The sequence below is a fragment of the Amycolatopsis sp. NPDC059235 genome, from assembly GCF_042754125.1.
GTDB classification, from domain to species: Bacteria; Actinomycetota; Actinomycetes; order Mycobacteriales; family Pseudonocardiaceae; genus Amycolatopsis; species Amycolatopsis albidoflava.
Window position 1 is genome coordinate 131,292 of sequence record NZ_JBHZAG010000007.1, and the last position, 19,233, is coordinate 150,524.

The following is a 19,233-nucleotide window of genomic DNA, read 5'->3' on the forward strand; positions in this document are numbered from 1 at the left end:
CTTCCGCTGGCGGAGATGCCGCGTGGTTCCGTCGGCCGGGCCAGCGGAAGCGCCGGCTCAAAGGCTGCTCGCGATCGTGGCGATGATCTGGTCCATTTCCCATTCTTCGAGCCCTTCCCCCGCGGTGGAAGGGAAGAACAGCGTGTTGTTCCAGTCGTCGGCGATGTCCTCCCACGGGTAGGCCTCGGGAGCGAAGAGCAAGAGCCGCTTCGCCGAGTTCTCCATGCGTGCTCCGCGCTGCTGCGCGTGGCCCCACCAGGCGAAAAGCTCGTCCAGCGAGCTCGGGATCGAGGACGGATAGCCGGTGGCGCCGCGCTGGCGAGGATCGCCGAGCCGATGTGCGGGCGCGTCGGTGAAAACGACGATCACGTGCCTGCGCCGGTCGAGTCCGGTCTCCCATTCGGACTGCATCGCCACGGCGAGCGCTTCCAGCCCGGACTCGGGCTCGTCCCCGCCGCCGTCCGGCCGCAGCGCGCTGACAGTGCGTTCGAACTCGTCCACTTTCGCGGGCACGGAAAGGAAATCCGTCTCGGACAAGGCGTCGTCGGCGCGGTCCCCGTAATCGCGGAAGGCGACGACCTTGAGCCGCAGGCTGCGGATTCGCCTGCCCTTGTCGGCCATTTCCTGCATGAGCTTGCCGGGGAAGGTCAGTGCGCTCGCCTTCACGTTGTCCAGGATCGGGCGCATGCTCGCGGTGGTGTCGATGCACAACACGATGTCGACGGCGTAGCCGAGGTCGGTCGCGGTCTGCTGGGTCATCATTTTCCTTTCGCCGGAACACGTCCGGTGAGATTGATCCGGACCCGGCTGGGCGCGGCCGGCGGGTGCTGGGCGCGCAGCAGGGTCAGCACGTCGTTGATCGTGGGCCGGGCCGAGGACTCGTTCCGCACGGTGCCGGACAGCACCTCGGCCCACTCCGCGGGCAGCGCCGGATCGAGCTTCAGATCGGCTCCGGCGAGCACCGCCGCGGCAGGCGATTCGAATTCCGCTGGAAACTCGGGCGGAGCGCCTGCGAGGTAGGTATGGATCAGCAGCCCCAGCGCGAAAATGTCCGCCGCGGAGGTGAGCTGGGAAGCACGGACACCTCGCTCGCCGCGGAGGTAGCTGAGCCATTCCGGTGCGCCGTAGTACGGGTTTCCGCCTACTTCCCCGGCCGCTGGCGGCTTGCCGGAAACGTAGGAGTCGTCGAAGTCGATCAGCTTCGCGATGTGCAGGTCGCTGCGCGGCGGCCGGTGGATCAGCACATTCTCCGGCCGGAGGTCTCCGTGGACGATCTTGTGTTCGTGGAGCAGCGCGACACTCTCGCAGAGGGTGTGCAACAGGATGGCGCGATCCGGCGGGGCCAGGTTCGCGGGAGCCACGTCCACCGGGTCGATCCGGTCGGTGATCTTGTAGTAGCGCGTCCCATCGGCGAAGAAATCCCTTGCCAGCACGAGGTTTCCGGCGTGCGGATGGTCCGAGCGCAGGATGTTCGACAGCTTCTCGTGCCGTTTTTCGAATTTCCGGCAGGCCGCGAGACGGCGCTTCTTGTCCTCGACCGAGCCCATCGAGTCCGGGCGCGGGCGTTTGGGTTCGAGGAACTCCTTGACGAAGAAATCCCTGCCGTCCTTGCGGGCGAACGCCCACAGGCATTTGCCCGCGTTCGCGTTCGACGGGCGGGTGATGATCTCGTAGCCCCGCACGGCCGAGCCGAGTTTCACGAGTCGCTCCCTTCGCGTGGCGGAAGCCGGCGCTCGTAGTACTCGCGATAGGCGAGCCACGAGCGCTTTCTGGTCTCTACCAAGGCTGTTCGCCCGCCGGCGGCCGCCCGGCGCATCGGCTCGGCGTGTTCTTCCCGCAGCCGGTCGAACCGAGCCCGGAAGCTCGCGCGGACGACGGAAAAGTCCTCGAAGCCGAGCGCGACGATCGCGATGGACGCGTCGTCCTGCGTATAGGACTGGACCTTCTCCGTGAGCAGGACCGACCAGTGCATCGCGTCCTGCGCGCTCAGCAACGTCTCCCACAGCGCGTACTCGAACTCCGCGGGAGTGCCGACGTAGCCGAAGAAACCGTCGGTCGCCGTGATGAGCAGGCACGGCAGCCGGGCGGATCCCCGGCTGCCGCGGATCTGGAACGGGCCGCCCGCCTGCACCAGGTTGGTCATCGGCGGGTCCTGGAGCAGCAGCTCCAGCGCATCGCCTGTCTCGGTGTCGTCGAGGCTGAGTTGCTGCAGCCCGCCTCGGGGTTCGGCCACGTAGCACCGGGAATCCCCGGCCCACAGAACCTGCCAAGCGGCCTGCCCGTCGGCCACTTCGAAGATCAGCCCGGCGAAGGTGGTCGGAAGCTCGCGCTGGAGTTTGCCCCGGATTCTCCGCGGGCGCACCACGCCGGCGCCCAGCCGGTTGCCGAGGTGCGCCGCGAGCACGTTCGGGGCGATGGCAGTCGTCGCGTCGGTGAACCATTCCTCGACCAGGGCGCGAGCTCGCCGGGAAGCGAGCCAGGCTTGGGTGCGCAGCTGTCCGGACGGTGTGCGGCCCGCCGGGGCCCGGCCCGCGCCGCCGACCCCGTCGAAGACGGCGAGCAAACCTGATCTCGACGGCCGGTGCAGGAGCACGAGCGGGTCGGCGTCCTCGCCCTTTCCCGCGATCCGTTCCGTCCACACCGCGACCGCGGCGAGCGCTTCTTCCGTGTAGTGCCAGAGGCGTGCGGTGCCTCGCGCACCGGGAGTTACGTCCATGCCTCAGCTTTCGTTTTCCGGTTCGGCCGGCCGCATCGAACCTCGGAGCCGGCTGGCGCGTTTCGAGGACGGCGCTCCGTCCTCGGCGGTGTTCTTCGCCGGGGGAACGTTGCCCTCGACGACTTTGGCTTCCTCGATCTCCGCTTTGGCGCGGTTCTCCAAGCTGTCCCGGAGTTTCCGCCGCTTGCCGGGCACCGCCTTGCTCCGGTCGAAGAACTGGCCGAGGACCTGTTCGCGTACTTCGGAGGCGCTGAAGTTCTCCATGTCGGTGCCGGACAAGGTGCGCAATACGTCGATCTGGGCTTTCACCTCGGCGGCGCGGTCGGCTCGTTCCCGGTCCAGCAGCGCCATCGGATCGCCGTCCTCGATCGACATGATGTGGGCGAGCATGTCCTCGCGGGTCCCGCCCGCGATCGGGCGCATGGCGTCGAAGGACAGCTTGCGCACCCGGATTTTCCGTTGCTCTGTCACGAATTCCTCGTTGTCGACCATCGAGACCGACACCGAGTAGCTGCTGAGCCGCACCGTCGGCGAGTCGCGCGCCGAGTTGAGGCGGGCGGAGATCGCGTTCGACGCCGCCGCGGGTTCCAGCACGTCGAAGCGGGCCGCGGTCTCCCGGGCGATCGAGGTGAGCGAGGGCAGCAGGCTGGCGGTCATGTCGGTGACCTTGTTCAACGCGATGGCGACCGGATCGGTGACCTGGCAGGCGAACTCGACCGTCACCCGGAAGGTGAAGGCCGGGTCGGAGCTCGCCACCAGGACCGTGAACGACAGCCCGCGGGTGGCCACGTCGATCAGGTGCATCCGGCGGTAGTTGCCGGTCCGCGCGTCCGGCACGCGTTCGCCGTGGTTGACCACGAGCGGGGTGCCGGTCGCCCGTTCCAGGACCATCGCGACGCCGAGTTCGGGCGAGCGCAGCGGGGCGCCGAGGCGCATGCGCCGGACTTCTTCGCAGACGAGGACCGGGTTGTAGGTCTGGCTCATGATGCTTCTTCCTCGAGATCGAGCAGGGTGTCGTGGAATTCGGCTGCCTGGTCCGACGGGTCGTGCGGATCGTTCGCCCAGCCGCGCAGGAGGTGCAGGACCCGTTCGAAGTCCGTGGTCCCGCGATCGGCGATTCCGGCCAGCACGCTGAGCACGGTGTCCGCGGCCGAGCGATCGCGATCGGATACCCGGACCCACGACCTCAGGGCGTCCTCGGCGAGGGTCCGGGCCGCCGTGCTGGCCAGTGCCCTTCCCCAGAGCTCCGCCAGCACTTCACCGTGCCGGCGTTCTTCGCGCATCAGCAGCGGACGCTCGCGCAGACCGGCTTCGGGCGCGACGGCGAACGCGAATATCGTCAGGGCTTTGACCTCGGGTTCCCCGTCTTCCGAGCGCTCGGTCCACTCGAGCAGGGCCTGCAGCACCTCCTCCGCGCAGCCCGATTCGAGCAGTGCCTGGGTGCTGACGGCGACGGGTTCCAGCAAACCCCAGTCGCCGTGGCGCACGAGGCGGCGCAAGACGCGCAAGGCACGCCGGGGATTCTGCGTGCCGAGCTGCCCGCCGACCGCGAGGCCGGCGGTGATCGGCAGCCTGCGGATCTTGGGCTCGCCGACGAGTTCCGCCCACCGCTCGACATACGACCAGGCGATGCCGGTGTTGCCGGGACTCCGCGTCCCCGCGACGTTGAGCCCGTAGGCGGCGCTCTGCTGCAACAAGGCCGAGTCGGACGTGGCCCACTGCAGGAGGTAGCCGTGCACGCCGTGCTCGAAGTCGGTGTTCGCGAGGATCCCCGCGGCGTGGGCCGCCCGGGCCCGCACGTCCACGTTCGTGTGGTTGGCGAGGTGTTGCAGCCAGTTCAGTATTTTCTCGCGCGCGCCGTCGAGCTCGAGCCACAGAATGCCGAGCACGGCCACTCGCAAGCGAGCCGATTTGAAGCGCAGGCTGGCTCTGCCTCGGGTTTCGTCGGAATCGAGCTCCAGCCAGCTGCGCTCGGCGACGATCTTGCGGAGGTAGCGCAGGGTCAGCGTCGCCGAGCTGCCGTTGCTGAGCTGCCTGTGGAGCGCGATCGCCGCGTCCGCGACGTGGAGATAGCTGGCGTTTTCGAGCACCGCGGTGGCGAAGACGAGCGCGACGTCCACGCTGCCCGGGTTCTGGCTGAGCCATTCCCGGACCTGCCCGGTCGGATCTCGCAGTTTGTCGAGCGCCTTGCCGAGATCCTCGTTCTCTCGAACGGCGTTGACCACGGCACGCGCGACCCGGGCCGCGAACTCCGGATTGTCGCGTTCTTCAAGCAGTTCCTCGACGTTGGCGGCGGCCAGCTGGCCGCGGAGGGTTTCGGGGTCGGCCCACGGGACCTCGCCGTCCAGCCGCTTGCGCACGATGTCCATCGGATCCGGCAGTTCGAGCTCTTCGACGACGAACTCGACGCGTTTCGTCGCGGTGGCAAGGGTTCCGGCCGCCGGGCCGGTCACGACCACGAGATGGCTTTCCTCGTCCTGCAGGCGTTCGGCGGTTTTCGCGAGCCAATCGTCGGTGAGCTTGCTCGCGGAGAACTTGCCGTCGCCGTTGTCCGGGTCCACGACGAGGTAACCGCTGCGCGGCTGGTGAATCCGCCAGCTGGGGTTGCCCAGGATCGAGGCGGGAACGCGGTAGATCACCGCGTTCTCGTCGAGCACCTCCCGCAAGGCCGCCAACGCGCGGCTGAACCGCCCGGTGCTCGCCGCGTCCGCGATGATCAGCAGATTGTTGCTGTGCAGCCGGTCCACGCAGTCCTGGAAGTCGGGCGGCGGCGCGAAGTACTCGATCGCGGCGAGGTCCTGCGGCTGGGCCCGGCTTCTGCCCGAGCGCCGCGAGGTGCTCCGGCCGCCCGGCCCGGCGATGAAATCGCCGTCGGTGTGCACCTCGTGGAAGATGTTGAGGTTCGTCACGCCTTCCAGCCGGCCGGCGGCCTCCGAGACGATCTTGCTGAACTGGACGTTCAGCAAGTCCGAGGCTTGGCCGCGCAGGTCGTGGACCGCTTGGTCCCGCTCCGAGGGCGGCGGGGGGTCTTTTTCGGCCGAGGAAGACTCAGGCTCCGGCGGTTCCGCCGGTTCCTTCGCAGCTTCTTCGGCCGGAGTCTCTTCGCTCAAGAGTCAGCTCCGGGGTATGGGGGAGACGGTCAGCGGGGTCCGGCGTGGAAGTCGCCGCGCACGTCGACGCGGTCGAACTGGTTGACGACGCCGCCCTGGTGCGCGTGGGCGGTGAACTTGGTGCCGGCGACCGCGGAGGAGGCGCGGCGCAGCCCGGGGATGAGCTGCTCCAGCCTCTTCGCGAGGCGGTCGATGTCGGGGACGGCGTTGCGGAAATGGACCCGCGCGTCTTGCACATCGGCCAGTTGGCGAAGCGGTTCGGGAAGTTCTTCGCGGGTGATCCGAGGGGCGTCCAGCAGGACTGGAATGACGCGTTTCCCCAGCTCGAATGCGGTGGTTATCTCTCGGCGGACGAAGTCCTGGGGATCGTCGAGCAGGCGGTTCCCCTTCCCGTCCTGGGCGTTCAGCCAATTTCTCCCGATCACTGCCAGCAGGGCATGCGAGGCCTTGACCGCGTCGAACAGGTATTGCTCCCATTCGGAGCCGAGTTCGATGGACTTCGACGCGAAAAAGACCGCTTCCGGGCCGAACGCGCGGGACAGCCGATGGTCGAGCAGCGCCACGCCGAACCCGTCGTCGACCGTGCGGTAGTTGAGGAAGATCTGGTTCAACGAGTGGCCTTTCCTGGTCTGGCCGGTCGTGCGCGCCGCGGCACGGGGCCGGTCGGGGAGGAGGGTCGCGGGGAACAGAGAGCAATCTTTGGCATCCGAACGGCTGCTTGACAAGCCCTACTTGAGGGTAGGCGAGTGTTTCCTGTTTCCGATCGTCGGCCGTGCTTTTGTCCAGCTTTTGACTACCGCTGACAACACTGAAGTAATGATCTACGAAATCTGCTCCAGCTGATCATTTGTTCGGTAGAAATCGCACTACACTGAGCGTCCGTTTCCTGTTTCCAGCTGTTGTCTGGAACGTCCACCCTGCTGGGTGAAGACTGCCGGTCGGGCAAGATGGGAAATCGACGAAGGGCGGTGCGCCAGGTGTCTTCCGTTCCGGAGACGTTCGGGTCGAGAGTGCGAGCGATGCGGGTCGCCGAAGGGCTTTCGCTGAGCGAGTTCGCCCGGCGGCTCTACTACAGCAAGGGCCACGTCAGCCGGGTCGAGACCGGCGCGCAGGCTCCGTCGCCGGAGTTCGTGCGGAAGTGCGACGCCTTGCTGGGTGCGGCCGGTGAGCTGATCGAACTCGCCGGCGAAGCCGAGCGGGCTTCCCGGCCGATCGCGGCCGGGGCAACCGAGGAAGAAGTGTGGGTAATGACGATGATGCCCGATGGCGGAGGCGCGTTCAATCCGGTCGCGCGACGGGACGTGCTGCTCGGCGGGATGGCGGTGATCGCGGGGCTCAAGGTGTCCGGCACCGGGGTCGTGGCCGTGGACGCGGAGGCGCAGCTGATTCAGCATCGGCGGTTGTTCGACGCCGCGCGGGACTTGGGCCAGGCGTCCTCTCCGGACGTCGTGCTGCCGATGGTGGTGGGGCAGGCCCAGGCGCTGCGGACACTCGCCGCGCAGGTGGGCGGCCGGGCCTTGGCGAAGGTCGCCTCGTTGGCGGCCCGGACGGCGGAGTACGCGGGCTGGATGGCCCAGGAATCCGGCGACGACGAGGCCGCCGCCTGGTGGACCGCGCGGGCAGTGCGCGTTTCCGGTGTCGCCGGCGACGACTTCCTGTCGAGTTACGCGTTGGTCCGGCAAGCGCTGATCGCCATGTACCAGGGTGACGGGGCGGAGACTGTCGCACTGGCGCGGCAGGCGCAAGAGCGCAAGACCGTGCCGGCCCGGGTGCTCGGGCTCGCGGCGCAGCGGGAGGCGCAAGGCCATGCCCTCGCCGGAGATCCGGACGGCTGCATGCGCGCGCTGGACCGAGCGCGGGCCTGGCTGCAAGACCCCGCGGGCATGCCGGCCGGTCCCGTTATCGGCACCTCGCAGGTCGCCGATCCCGTCGGCGTCGCGACCGGCTGGTGCCTTTACGACCTGGGCCGCCCAGCGGAGGCGGCGAACGTTCTCGACCGGGAAATCGCGCGGATCCCGCACGGCGCGGTCCGCGCTCGTACCCGGTTCGGCCTCCGGTTGTGCCTGGCGTACGCGGCTTCCGGCGAACTGGAGCAGGCATGCCGGCTCGCGCAGCCGCTGCTGGCGCAGATCGTCCAGCTCGGATCCGCGACGATCCGGACCGATCTGCGGAAGCTGGCGGTGGTGTTGCGCCGCTGGCACGCGCATCCGGCCGTTCGCGTCGTGAGCCCGGAGCTGACCGCGGTCTTGAGCGCGGCGAGATAGCCGTTCCGGCCGAACGTGCTGCTCCGAAGAATCTGCTTGGCCCCAAGGGTCTTCGCTCGTGCGCCCGTCTCCTCCCGCCGGTCGCCTTGATCCCTGACAAAGACCATCGTCCCCGGGAATTTGACAGTTCCCGCGCGCCCGAACGGAGGTTGTGCCGCCTCGTGCGGCGGTCAGACTGGAGGCGCGCGGGACTCGTGCCCGCGGCAATGACCCGGAGTTGGTCATTGGTCGAGCCCATACCGGTAAACCGCCTGTTCGGTGCGTGGTTGCTGCTCGTCGTTCGTTCGGCCTCCCCGGCCAGGCGGGAGCGAAGGAGGACGGATGAGATTCGACGGAAAGACATCCGCTGCGGTATTGGCGGCCGTCGTGGGGGTGGTGATGTCGCTGGCCGGGTCGGCGGCGCTGGCCACCAAGGTGGGCGCGCCGGCGTGTTCGCCCGGCACCACGGTGACTACCGACGACGGACCGGTGTGCGGGGTCGCGAACGCGGAGATCAAGTCGTGGCAAGGGATTCGCTACGGCGCGCCGCCGGTCGGCGAGCGGCGTTGGGCCGCGCCGCAGCGGCCCGCGCACTGGACGGAGCCGTTCGCCGCGACCGCGGAGGGCAATGAGTGTCCGCAGCCGCCTGGAACCGGTCCCGGGTCGGCTAACGAGGATTGCCTCAACTTGACCGTGCGAGTGCCGGCGAATGCGGGTCCTGGTCCGTTTCCGGTAATGGTGCAGATCCACGGCGGCGGATTCCTCTTGTGGAAGCCGACGGACGCGAGCCGTCTCGTGACGGCCGGGCGCGTCATCAGCGTGGAGTTCAATTACCGGCTCGGGATTTTCGGTTTCCTGGCACATGAATCGTTCGGCGCGCACGCGGGCAACTACGGTCTCCAGGACCAGCAAGCCGCGCTCCGGTGGGTGCAACGCAACATCGCGAAGTTCGGCGGAGACCCGCACAACGTCACGATCTACGGTGATTCCGCGGGCGGTTCGAGCGTCTGCGCCCACACCGCTTCGCCTGCCTCGGCCGGGCTGTTCAAGCGCGGGATCAGCCAAAGCGGCGAGTACAACTCGCTGCTCGGCGCAGACATCATCTGGCAAACGCAGGACTGCAAAGCACAGTTGCCCACCGAGAAACAAGCGCAGCAAAAGGGGGCGCGATTCGCCAAAGCGCTGGGTTGTTCCACCGCCGCCTGCCTGCGCGCGCTGCCCGCGGAGAAGGTGCTCAAACAGGCCGGCCAGGGGAGAAATCCGGACAACGGCACAGTCGCGCCGATCGTCGACGGCAAGACGCTGCCGATGTCGCCGGCCGAGGCTTTCGCTACCGGACACGTCAATCACATAACGCTGATGCACGGCGTCGACCGCGACGAAACTCAACTGCCGTTCGCTGAGACCGCGGCCGATTACGACAAATTCATGAAGCAACAGTACGGAAAGCACGCCGACGAGGTCCGCAAGACCTATCCGCTGAAGCGCTACCCCGCGCCGGCCCCGTTCCTCGCCTACCGGACCGCCGTCGCCGACTCCAACTCGGTCTGCCCCGCATTGATCAACGACGAGCGGCTGTCGCGGCACATCCCGGTCTTCGCCTACCAGGTCGACGACACCGATATCCCGCCGCAATTCTTCGTCGACCCCGCCAAACCGAACGGTGCGTATCACGTCGCCGAATGGCTGCTGATGTTCCCGAACGGCGTTCAGCTCACGGCCAATCAGCAGGCACTCGCCGATCAGCTGCTGACGCAGTGGTCCGGGTTCGCACGCACCGGAAACCCCACTGTGGACGGCGCTCCGCAGTGGGATCCGTATACAAAGGACAATCCTGTCGTGCTGGCGCTCAACGCCGCCGGGGACAGTCAGCTCACCACGGAAATCCCGCGCCAGCACCACTGCGCGGAACTCTGGGATCCGCTGACTCCCTTCCATCACTGACAATCCTTGCCCGATCGGGCGCTTTACCCGGTCTCCAGTGGCAGCGCCAGCCGTCGCGGACGACCCTGAGTCGCGTTACCGGACGACACTTCGAAAAAGGAGCGGTTTCGTGAAGCGTGCACTCGGGGGCCTCGGGCTGGGGCTGGCATTGATCTTCCTGTCCACCGCGACGGCCCAAGCCGCACCAGCGGACAGTCCGGGATCGAGCCCGAGCGCCAACAGCGGCCTCGGCGGTGTCGGAGACCTGGTGGGCGGCTTGGCCGGTGGTGCGGGCACGCTCAGCTTCCTGCTGCCCTCGCCGAACGGTTCCGGCGCCAATTTCGTCACCGGCCTGATGAACAACCCGGCGGGTGCGATCACCGGAACCCCGGACAGCATCCTGCCGTACGGTCTCCTCGACGGCGGCAAGCCGCAGCCGCTGCCCTCGAAGTGACCACCCCGGGTGCGCCGATCGGATCGGCGCACCCGGCTCCCTGGAATTCAGCAGTCAGGACAAGGAAAACCCGGCCGTACATCCGCGTTGTCGGCTCGCCGCAACGTTTTCCGAACTCTGCTGACAGTGCGAATGCCGCCGACTACTGTTGATGGTCCGTCGGGGGACGCGCTGGTCAAGCAGGGGGCGACGTGGGTACGGCTGACACCGATCTCGCGGACAGACCGGCGCGTTCCTTCCGCGCCGCGGTATCGCCGTCGCAGTGGAAACTGTGGAACCAGCGGCCCGGTCTGATCGCCTACTGCCTTCTGATCGAGAGCGCCGCGGCGGGCGCGACCGCGAACGCTGTCTGTACCGAACACTTCTCCGGCCGGGATCTCCTCGTCTTCGGCCTGCTGACCGGCTGCGGCCTGCTGCAGGCCGAACTGGGCCGCGAGGTCGAACGCCTTCGGCTCATCTCCGGCACTCCGCACATCAACCTGACTTCGGTGTGGAGCTTCGCCGGGGTGCTGGTGCTGACCTCGGCTCTCGTCACGGGACTTGTCGCAGTCCTCTACGCCTATCTGGCCGTCCGAAGCCCTTATCGCGCCCGCCGTATCTCGGCTTTCCGCGTGGTGTTCAACGCCGCCCTGGTCATCGTCACCTGCCAAGCCGCCGCGGCCGTCCTCTCCCGGACCGTCACCCCCAACCTCGACGACGCCCTGCGCGCCGGATGGACCGGTTTCGGCAGCCTCGCCCTCGCCACCGCCGCGTACTTCGTCATCGCCGCCCTCATCACCGTCCCTGGACTCAACGCACCGGACCGCTCGCTGCGCACCCTTTTCGGCAGTTGGGGCGACAACCTGCTCGAAGCCGCGACCCTCTGCCTCGGCCTCCTGACCGCGCTCGCCGTGACGACCATGGCCGAACTGGCCCTCTGCGTTCTGCCGCCGCTGCTCGTCATCCACCGGGCGGTCCTCGTGAAGCAGCTGGAAATCGCCGCGACCACCGACGAGAAGACCGGTCTCTTCAACACCACCGGCTGGCACACCCTCGCCGGCCGCGAACTCGACCGTGCGCAGCGTGCCGCCTCCAGTTTCGGCGTGCTGATGGTGGATCTCGACCGCTTCAAGCGGATCAACGACGAGCACGGGCACCTCAGCGGTGACGCCGTCCTGCGCGCCGTCGCCGCCGCGATCTCCGGCGCGGTCCGCGATTACGACAGCGTCGGCCGGTTCGGCGGCGAGGAATTCGTGGTTCTGCTGCCCGACATCCACCGAACCGACGTCCGCGTCGTCGCCGAACGCGTCCGCCAGGCCGTCGAGCGGCTCGCCGTGGAGGTGCCTGCTCTGAACGGCAGGAGGACGATCGACGGACTCTCCGCCTCGATCGGCATCGCGACGTATCCCGAGTCGGGTTCCGCCATCGATCGCCTGGTCCACGCGGCCGACCAAGCGCTCTACACCGCGAAGAACACCGGCCGCAACAAGGTCGTCAGCAGCGCCGACCTCGGCTGACCAATGTTGCCCTCACCGTAAAAATGACATACGGTTCCGCCACTGACACGTGATTCCGCAGAGGTGGCCGATGACCAAACGCGCACTGGTGCTCGGGTGTGGCGGCACGCTCGGCTTCGCCTGGACCGCTGCCGCCCTCGCCGCGGTCGAGGACCGGCTGGGATGGGACGCGCGCGACGCCGAGGTCCTGGTCGGGACGTCCGCGGGCGCGGAGATGGCAGCGCTTCTCGGCGCGGGAATCGGGGCCGGCGAGATCCTGGCCGCGCTGCGTGGCGAGCCGGCGGACGAGCGCGTCACACGCCACCTCGCCCAGCATCCGGGCATGCTGCCGCCGTTGCCGACGCCTGTATGGCCTGGTCTCGGCCTCACTGCGGCGGCGTTGCGCGGCCGGGCCGATCTGCTGGCGGGGCTCGCGGGAGTGCTGCCCAGAGGGCGTGGCGACGCCGGGTGGCTGCGCGATTTCGGCACCGGGCTGGCCAACGCCGAGGGCTGGGTCGATCACCCGAAGACCTGGCTCGTCGGGGCCGACGTTCGCACGGGGGAGCGGGTCGCGTTCGGGAATTCGCACCGGACGGACCTCGGCACTGCCATCGCCGCGTCCTGGGCCATTCCAGGATGGTTCCCGCCGGTCGCGATCAACGGCCGCACGTACGTGGACGGCGGCACCGTCTCGCCGACGTCCGCCGATCTCGTCCTCCCGACCGGCGTCGAGGAGGTCGTGCTCATTCCGCCAATGTCCACCTCCGGCGGCGCACGCGGGCGCGGCTTCGCTCGCGTCGAACGGCTTGCCCGGCGCGCGATGACCAGGCGCGTCGACGCCGACGTCAAGCAGCTCCGTGCCGCCGGCATCCGGGTGCTCCGGATCGAACCCGGCCAGGCCGAGCTGGACGTCATGGGTCCCAACTTCATGGATCTGCGCCGCCGCGCCGACGTGCTCCGCGCCGGCCGCACCCTGACCCCAGCGCGCGTGCGCGCCGCCATCGAGCAAGGAGCGACCCGATGACCTATCCCAAGATCACCCTCGACGGCGCGTCCGTCGCGATCACCGGCGGCGGTGCCGGGATCGGCCGTGCCGTGGCGAAGTTGTTCGCCAGCAAGGGAGCGCGCGTCGCGATCGGCGACCTCAACAAGGCGGCCTCGGAGGAGACCGCCGAGATGATCGGCGGCACCGCCCACCACCTCGACGTCGCCGACCGCGACTCGTTCGCATCCTTCGTCGCCGCGGCCGAGAAGGCCCACGGACCGTTGCACGTGCTGGTGAACAACGCCGGCCTGATGCCGAACGGCGGGTTCCTCGAACTCTCCGACGCCACCGACCGGCTGCAGATCGACGTCAACCTCGGCGGCGTCCTCAACGGCCTGAAGCTGGCGCTGCCCGGTATGGCCGAACGCGGTTTCGGCCACGTCGTCAACGTCGCCTCTCTGGCAGGCAAGTTCCCGGTCAAGGGACTGGCCGTCTACAACGCCACCAAGTTCGCCGTGGTGGGGCTGACGGCCGCGACCCGCCTGGAGTTCGCGGACGCGGGCGTCAGCCTCACCGCCGTGCTGCCGTCGGCGGTCGACACCGCGCTCGCCTCGGGCCTGGACATGCGGCCGATCCCGAAGGTGCAGCCGGAAGACGTCGCCAGGGCGGTCGTCGATTCGGTGCGCAACCGCCGCGCCGAAATCGCCGTCCCCGGTTACGTCGGCGCGCTCGCCGCAGCCGCGGGAATCACCCCGGAGCCGGTCCTCAACCGCATCCGGCGGCTGGTCCGCGACGACCGGGCGCTGCACTCGGACCGCCCGGAACGGACGGCGTACCGGGCGAATCTCGAGGCGCAGCAAGGATCCCGGCGATAGTCAGGCGACCAGGCGCAGCCAAGCCGCGGCGAGTGCCGCGTGCCCGGCCGGCGTCGGATGGACGCCGTCCGCGGCCCAGTACTCCGGCCCGGTCGTCGCGGAGAGTTCGGCGAACATGCCGTCGGCGGCGAGCAGATGTGCGCCGTATTCGCGGGCGAGTTCGCGCACCACCTGGATTTTCGGGTCGAGGTCGACGCGCCACTTCTTCCGTTCCGCGACGCCGAGGCGCATATCTCCCACCTCGATGTCGCCGCTGATCGGCAGCAGGAACGGTTCGATGAGGATCAACTCGGCTCCGGATTCGGCCAGCGGCGCGAGCAGCCGGTCGTAGCCGGCCGCGTAATCCTCGGCGGGAATCACGCGGCCGTCCGGATCGTACGAATGCCAGCCGACGTCGTTGATGCCGACGAGGATCGACACCACGTCCGGGCGCGCGTCGAGAACGTCGTTCTGCCAACGGGTTTCGAGGTCCATGACTTTGTTGTCCGCGATAGCGGAGTTCAGCCAGGTCACCGGACGCTCGGGATGGCGGAGCCCCCATTCGCCCGCGATCCGCAGCGGGTAACCGAATCCGAGACCGTCTTCGCTCTCGTTTCGCTGGGAGTCGGTGATCGAATCGCCGGTGAACAGCACGGTGCTTCCCGGGCGGAGAGTGATGGTCATTGCTGCTCCTGGTTTTCGCCGAACCACTGAGTTTTGTTTTGGGCGAACGATTCCGCGGAAAAGCCGTGGTCGCCCGCCCAGGCGACGATGCCGTCCGGCCGGACCAGCACCGCACCCAAGCCGAGATCGTCCTTCGCCACACCGGCCGCGTAACACAACTGGCCCGCTGCCTCGCGCAGACGCTGGTCGGGACTGAAATCGAGCACGACGCCGCGACCGTCCCGCATCAGCTCGCTGAGGCGAATGCCGTCTGTCAGCTGGAAATCCGGGGCGTAGCGGCCGATCAGCGGATGCTCGTCCCCGAAGTCGTAGCGGAGCGACGAGCCGGACATCTTCCCGTACACATACGTTGTGCCATCGCGGGTTTCGAGCAAATCGCGGAGGACGCCCTGCACTGCTTGGCCATGCGCGTCCGGCCGCATCGCCGCGGCCTGAGCACGAGTCCAGTCGAGCACCCAGGCACCGATCGGATGGCGTTCGCGGGTGTAGGTGTCGAGCAGTGCTTCCGGTGCCTGCCCGCGGATCACCGCCGCGAGTTTCCAGCCCAGGTTCAAGGCGTCGCTGATTCCGGTGTTGAGTCCTTGTCCGCCCAGCGGGGAGTGGATGTGCGCGGCGTCGCCGGCGAGCAGTACCCGGCCGCGCCGGTACGTCGTGGTCTGCATCGCCCGGTCGGTGAAGGTCGAGACGAGGCGGACGCCGGTCAGCGTGACGTCGGTGCCGGACACCCGACGCAGCACCGTCTGGAGGTGCTCCAGGCTTGGCTGCTGCGTGCGGTCGAACTCGCCGTGGTCGAAGTCCAGCACGCCGAGGTGTCCCGGCGTGGGCATCTGGACGTACATCCCGGTCGGCGTCAGGTTGAATCCCGGGCTGAGCTTCTCCGGGTCGGCGAGGTCGACGAGCATCGTGTAGCCGGTGAACTGCGGTTCGGTGCCGACGAACTCGAAACCCGCCAGCCCGCGCACGACACTGCGCCCGCCGTCGCAGCCGATCGCCCAGCGCGCCGCGTACTCGCGCTCGCCAGCCCGCACGACCACGCCGTCCTCGGCCTGCTCGACAGCGGAAACCTCGACCCCGCGCCGGATCTCGACCCCCAGCTTGGCCGCCTGCTCGGACAGCACCGCCTCGATCGCGTCGAGGTTGGTCATCATGCCCCCGGGCAGCGAACTGGGCAGCCGGTAGGGAAACGCGCCGACCTCGACCTTGGCCGGGTCGAGCACCATGCCCGCGAAATGGCCCACCGACCGTGGCCGATCCTCGCCGGGAGCGTCGTGGAGGTCCGACGCCGCCAGCAACGGCGGCAGCATCCCGCGGCGATGGAATGCCTCGATCGAGGTGGCCGACAGACCCCGCATCCCGAGCGGAGCCGTCCGCCATTGGGAGCCCGGCTCGGGCTCCCGTTCGAGCACCAAGACCGAGCTGCCCGCGAGACCGAGCTCGCAAGCCAGGAACAGGCCGACCGGCCCGGCTCCCACTATTACTGCGTCATGCATGGCAAACCCCCTGTGTTCGCGTTCGATACGGCCACCCTGCCGACGGCCGCTCACACGGCCCGCACACGGCGCTCACCCGGGGGCACGTGGCGCTGACCCGGGTGTTCGCGCGAAGATCGTCGAATGGACGGGAGCGCGCGGCTTCGGGTCACGCTGCTCGGGGCGTTTCAGGTGGCGCGAGGTGCCGAGGTACTGGAGGTGCCCGGTGCCCGGTTACGGGGGCTGGTCGCGCGGCTGGCGCTGGCCGGCGGACGTCCGGTCGAGCAGAGCGTTTTGGTCGACGCGATCTGGGGCTCCGCCCTGCCCGCCGACCCCGCGCACGCCCTGCAGGCGCTGGTCTCCCGGTTGCGCCGCGCCCTCGGTTCGCCCAGCGAGGTCACGCAGGTCGGAGGCGGTTACCGGCTGACCGTCGAGGCCGCTGACGTGGACGCGCTGCGGTTCGAGCAACTCGCCACCGCGGGTCGCCTCCGCGCCCCGGCTTTGCTGGAGGCAGTGACGTTGTGGGGAGACCGCCCCGGCGTCGAGCCTCCAGCGGTCGCCGCAGTCGATCCCGCCGCCGCGACCCGGCTGGCCCGCCTGTCGATCGAGGCCGTCACCGACCTCGCCGAAGCTGAGCTTTCCCAAGGCCATCCCGACGCCGCCGCCGCTCGCCTGACTGCCCTGCTGGCCGACCATCCCGTCCACGAACGCGCCGCCGCGGTGCTCATGGACGCTCTCGCCGCACAGGGCCGTCAGGCGGAAGCCTTGGCGCAGTACGAACAAATCCGCGAGAACCTGGCGGATGTTTTGGGCGCTGATCCCGGGACTGCGCTTCGCGAACGCCACCTGAACCTGCTCCGCGCCGAACCCGTCAAGGCGGTCAAGCCGGCCACCTTGCCCGCGCCGCTGACCAGTTTCGTCGGCCGCACCGACGATCTGGCCCGGATCGACACGCTGCTCGCCGCGGGCCGGTTGGTCACCGTGCTCGGCCCCGGCGGCGCCGGAAAAACCCGGCTCGCCTTGGAAGCCGCCCGCCGTAGGGAATACCGCGACGGCAGCTGGCTGATCGACCTCTCGTCGGTCACCGAACCGACCAAGGTCGCCGCCGCGATGCTGGCGGCGATCGGACTCCGTGGCACCGCGCTGTTCGAGCCCTCGGCCAAACCGGTCAGCGACCTGGAGGTGCTGGCGGATCAGCTGGGCGGCAAGGAAAGCCTGCTGGTGGTGGACAACTGCGAGCATCTGATCGACGCCGTGGCCCACCTCCTTTCCGCACTGCTGCCTCGCTGTGCCGGACTGCGAGTGCTGGCCACCAGCCGCGAACCCCTGGCGATCGACGGCGAGGCGCTGGTCCCGCTCGGCCCGCTTCCGTTGCCAGAGCTGGACTCTGACGTCGAGCAGGTCCGCGACACCGCGTCAGTACGGCTGTTCACCGAGCGAGCATCCGCCGTGCGTCCCGATTTCGCCGTCGATGAGCGCAACCTCGACGACGTCCTGCGCATCGTCCGCGGTCTGGACGGCATGCCGCTCGCGCTGGAGCTGGCCGCCGCCCGGCTGCGGACGCTTTCCTTGGCAGACCTGGCTTCCGGCCTGTCCGACCGATTCCGGCTGCTCACCACCGGCAGCCGAACCGCCTTCCCCCGGCACCGCACGCTGCGCGCGGTGATCGCCTGGAGCTGGGATCTGCTCAGCGAAGACGCGCGGACGGTCGCGGAACGAATCTCGGTCCTGCCCGGCGGAGTCACGCCCGCCTCGGCCGCCGCGGTCTGTGCCCTCCCGGTCGAGCAAGCCCAGGACCTGCTTGCCGACCTCGTCGACCGGTCGCTGCTCCAACTCGTCCCCGGCCGGTACCGGATGCTGGAGACCATCCGCGAATACGGCCTGGAACGCCTTGCCGAGCAAGGGGTCCTGGCTGCCGTACGGGACCTGGGCGCCCAGCACTTCGCCGAACTGGCCGCCGTCAACGACCCGCCTCTGCGCGGTCCCCGGCAACTCGACGCACTCCACCTGCTGACCGCCGAATACGACAACATCCTGGCCGCCCTGCGCCACCTCTGCGACACTTCCGGCGCGGCGCTTTCCCTCGCGCTCGACCTGACTTGGTACTGGCACATGCTGGGCCGACACGCCGAAGCGTCGTACTGGCTCAGCGAAGCCGCCGTGTCCGCTGATCCGGGCGTGCACCACGACATCGCCGCCGGAGCCCTTCTGCTCGACGCCGGTGCACCAGCCGACGAGGTAGCCACGCGCCTGCTGAACTACCCAGACCTGCCAGCCTTCGGCGTACTGACCGCCGCCGAACTGGCAGCCCGCGCCGGAATCGACGCGGCACCGCTCATCCAGCGGCTAGCCGACGGCCCAGACCGATGGCTGGCCGGGCTGGCCCGGATCACCCGCGCCGAACTGGCCGAAAACGACGGCCGCCTCGACCAGGTCGGCCCGGACGTCGCCGCCGCGCTGGACTGCTTCACCGACACGGGAGACAGTTGGGGCCTTGTCATGGCCCTGCCGATGCGCGCCCTGCTGCGGCAATACGGCGGCGATCTCGACGGCGCGCTGGCCGACCTGACCGAGGCCAAACGGCTGGCCCAGGAGTTCGGTTCGCTCAGCCACAACGACGAGACCTTCATCGACCTGCGCCTGATCGACCTGCACGTCCGGCTCGGCGAGACCGGCCAAGCCGCAACGATGATCGCCGCCACCCGCGAACGCACGCTGCGCTCGACCGTGCCCGAGACCGTCGTTCTGCTCGACGCCCGAGAGGCCAGCTTCCGCCTGCGAACCGGTGACCTTGCCCAAGCCCGCGAGCTGATCGAGGCCGCCGAGGCCGGGCTGTCCAGCCGACTCCCGTTCGGCGGCGACCACGGACAGGCGTTGGTGAGCGCCGTACGAGCCGAACTCTGCCTGGCGCACGGCGACGGCCCCGGTGCCGAGACCGCGCTGGCCAGGGCATACGCGGCCGCGGTCAGCAGCAAGGACCTGCCGATCGTGGCCACCGTCGCGGTGACCGTGGCCGGCCTGGCCGAGCTGTACGGCCGCTTCCTGGACGGTGCCGTCATCCTCGGTGCCGCAGCCCGGTTGCGCGGTGCCCACGACCGCACTGACCTGCAGGTACGCACCCTGAGCAGCCGCGGCCGACTGGCCCTCGGCAAGGAACGCTTCACGGCGGCGTACGAGAGCGGCTGGCACCTGCCCGCTCCGGCGGCGGTAACCCGGACCGATCCCGCACGGCTGCGCCGGAACGGTTCGTTTTCCGGATAGCCGGTGTTCGGTTATGCCGCTAGACCGTTCCAGCCGAGCCCTGCACGGTGGAGACGACA

General features: G+C 69.0%; 15 protein-coding genes. 7 read left to right on the plus strand and 8 right to left on the minus strand.

The annotated features are described in order from the left end of the window. Positions 1 to 57: 57 nt before the first annotated feature. The 6 genes from ACFXI3_RS07485 to ACFXI3_RS07510 are packed head-to-tail and all read right to left on the minus strand — an operon-like array spanning position 58 to position 6,437. Positions 58 to 759 (minus strand): vWA domain-containing protein, encoded by a 702-nt coding sequence (locus ACFXI3_RS07485; protein ID WP_344287883.1) that lies wholly within the window; start codon positions 757 to 759, stop codon positions 58 to 60. Further along, the gene (locus ACFXI3_RS07490) at positions 759 to 1,700 is read right to left on the minus strand and encodes a protein kinase (protein WP_378398653.1); all 942 of its coding nucleotides are present in this window, start codon (positions 1,698 to 1,700) and stop codon (positions 759 to 761) included. Before ACFXI3_RS07490 ends, ACFXI3_RS07485 begins: the two co-directional genes overlap by 1 nt. Next, positions 1,697 to 2,716: a serine/threonine protein phosphatase gene (locus ACFXI3_RS07495; RefSeq protein ID WP_378398655.1), complete on the minus strand. Its 1,020-nt coding sequence runs from the start codon at positions 2,714 to 2,716 to the stop codon at positions 1,697 to 1,699. Before ACFXI3_RS07495 ends, ACFXI3_RS07490 begins: the two co-directional genes overlap by 4 nt. A 3-nt stretch (positions 2,717 to 2,719) precedes the next feature. Continuing rightward, positions 2,720 to 3,700, minus strand: a complete 981-nt coding sequence (locus ACFXI3_RS07500) for a hypothetical protein (RefSeq protein ID WP_378398657.1) — start codon at positions 3,698 to 3,700, stop codon at positions 2,720 to 2,722. Then, entirely contained in the window at positions 3,697 to 5,826 is a 2,130-nt protein-coding gene (locus ACFXI3_RS07505) for a hypothetical protein (RefSeq protein ID WP_378398658.1), read from the minus strand. The genes ACFXI3_RS07500 and ACFXI3_RS07505 overlap by 4 nt, the downstream gene beginning before the upstream one ends. Positions 5,827 to 5,855: 29 nt before the next feature. Further along, entirely contained in the window at positions 5,856 to 6,437 is a 582-nt protein-coding gene (locus ACFXI3_RS07510; RefSeq protein ID WP_378398660.1) for a toll/interleukin-1 receptor domain-containing protein, read from the minus strand. A gap of 336 nt (positions 6,438 to 6,773) precedes the next feature. Here ACFXI3_RS07510 and ACFXI3_RS07515 point away from each other — a divergent pair, with 336 nt between their 5' ends. The 6 genes from ACFXI3_RS07515 to ACFXI3_RS07540 all read left to right on the plus strand — a co-directional run bounded on the left by ACFXI3_RS07515 (position 6,774) and on the right by ACFXI3_RS07540 (position 13,781). After that, positions 6,774 to 8,090 carry a helix-turn-helix domain-containing protein gene (locus tag ACFXI3_RS07515; RefSeq protein ID WP_378398661.1) on the plus strand — a complete coding sequence of 439 codons (1,317 nt, stop codon included), beginning with the start codon at positions 6,774 to 6,776 and terminating at the stop codon, positions 8,088 to 8,090. Between the two features lie 321 nt (positions 8,091 to 8,411). Next, on the plus strand, positions 8,412 to 10,013 hold the full coding sequence (locus ACFXI3_RS07520) for a carboxylesterase/lipase family protein (RefSeq protein WP_378398662.1): 1,602 nt from the start codon (positions 8,412 to 8,414) through the stop codon (positions 10,011 to 10,013). Positions 10,014 to 10,122: 109 nt separating this feature from the next. After that, complete coding sequence (locus tag ACFXI3_RS07525) at positions 10,123 to 10,446, plus strand: hypothetical protein (RefSeq protein WP_378398663.1); 324 nt, start codon at positions 10,123 to 10,125, stop codon at positions 10,444 to 10,446. Positions 10,447 to 10,637: 191 nt separating this feature from the next. Next, positions 10,638 to 11,942, plus strand: coding sequence for a GGDEF domain-containing protein (locus ACFXI3_RS07530; protein WP_378398664.1), 1,305 nt, complete (start codon positions 10,638 to 10,640; stop codon positions 11,940 to 11,942). Between the two features lie 70 nt (positions 11,943 to 12,012). Then, complete coding sequence (locus ACFXI3_RS07535; RefSeq protein ID WP_378398666.1) at positions 12,013 to 12,945, plus strand: patatin-like phospholipase family protein; 933 nt, start codon at positions 12,013 to 12,015, stop codon at positions 12,943 to 12,945. Continuing rightward, complete coding sequence (locus ACFXI3_RS07540) at positions 12,942 to 13,781, plus strand: SDR family oxidoreductase (protein WP_378398668.1); 840 nt, start codon at positions 12,942 to 12,944, stop codon at positions 13,779 to 13,781. The genes ACFXI3_RS07535 and ACFXI3_RS07540 overlap by 4 nt, the downstream gene beginning before the upstream one ends. On the opposite strand, the gene ACFXI3_RS07545 is transcribed toward ACFXI3_RS07540, so the two are convergent. Together ACFXI3_RS07545 and ACFXI3_RS07550 are read right to left on the minus strand one after the other, a co-directional pair. Next, the gene (locus ACFXI3_RS07545) at positions 13,782 to 14,444 is read right to left on the minus strand and encodes a GDSL-type esterase/lipase family protein (protein ID WP_378398669.1); all 663 of its coding nucleotides are present in this window, start codon (positions 14,442 to 14,444) and stop codon (positions 13,782 to 13,784) included. Beyond that, a complete protein-coding gene (locus ACFXI3_RS07550) occupies positions 14,441 to 15,934 on the minus strand; it encodes an FAD-dependent monooxygenase (protein ID WP_378398671.1) in 1,494 nt (497 codons plus the stop codon). Before ACFXI3_RS07550 ends, ACFXI3_RS07545 begins: the two co-directional genes overlap by 4 nt. 123 nt (positions 15,935 to 16,057) lie before the next feature. On the opposite strand from ACFXI3_RS07550, the gene ACFXI3_RS07555 reads away from it, so the two are divergent. Continuing rightward, a complete protein-coding gene (locus ACFXI3_RS07555; protein ID WP_378398672.1) occupies positions 16,058 to 19,174 on the plus strand; it encodes a BTAD domain-containing putative transcriptional regulator in 3,117 nt (1,038 codons plus the stop codon). The last annotated feature ends 59 nt before the right edge of the window (positions 19,175 to 19,233 follow it).

Excerpts from the sequence above, each read along its gene's own strand:
- ACFXI3_RS07535 (WP_378398666.1), top strand. The coding sequence starts at position 12,013 with ATGACCAAACGCGCACTGGTGCTCGGGTGTGGCGGCACGCTCGGCTTC.
- ACFXI3_RS07555 (WP_378398672.1), top strand. The coding sequence starts at position 16,058 with ATGGACGGGAGCGCGCGGCTTCGGGTCACGCTGCTCGGGGCGTTTCAG.
- ACFXI3_RS07485 (WP_344287883.1), bottom strand. The coding sequence starts at position 759 with ATGACCCAGCAGACCGCGACCGACCTCGGCTACGCCGTCGACATCGTG.
- ACFXI3_RS07550 (WP_378398671.1), bottom strand. The coding sequence starts at position 15,934 with ATGCATGACGCAGTAATAGTGGGAGCCGGGCCGGTCGGCCTGTTCCTG.
- ACFXI3_RS07500 (WP_378398657.1), bottom strand. The coding sequence starts at position 3,700 with ATGAGCCAGACCTACAACCCGGTCCTCGTCTGCGAAGAAGTCCGGCGC.
- ACFXI3_RS07540 (WP_378398668.1), top strand. The coding sequence starts at position 12,942 with ATGACCTATCCCAAGATCACCCTCGACGGCGCGTCCGTCGCGATCACC.
- ACFXI3_RS07520 (WP_378398662.1), top strand. The coding sequence starts at position 8,412 with ATGAGATTCGACGGAAAGACATCCGCTGCGGTATTGGCGGCCGTCGTG.
- ACFXI3_RS07515 (WP_378398661.1), top strand. The coding sequence starts at position 6,774 with ATGGGAAATCGACGAAGGGCGGTGCGCCAGGTGTCTTCCGTTCCGGAG.
- ACFXI3_RS07545 (WP_378398669.1), bottom strand. The coding sequence starts at position 14,444 with ATGACCATCACTCTCCGCCCGGGAAGCACCGTGCTGTTCACCGGCGAT.
- ACFXI3_RS07495 (WP_378398655.1), bottom strand. The coding sequence starts at position 2,716 with ATGGACGTAACTCCCGGTGCGCGAGGCACCGCACGCCTCTGGCACTAC.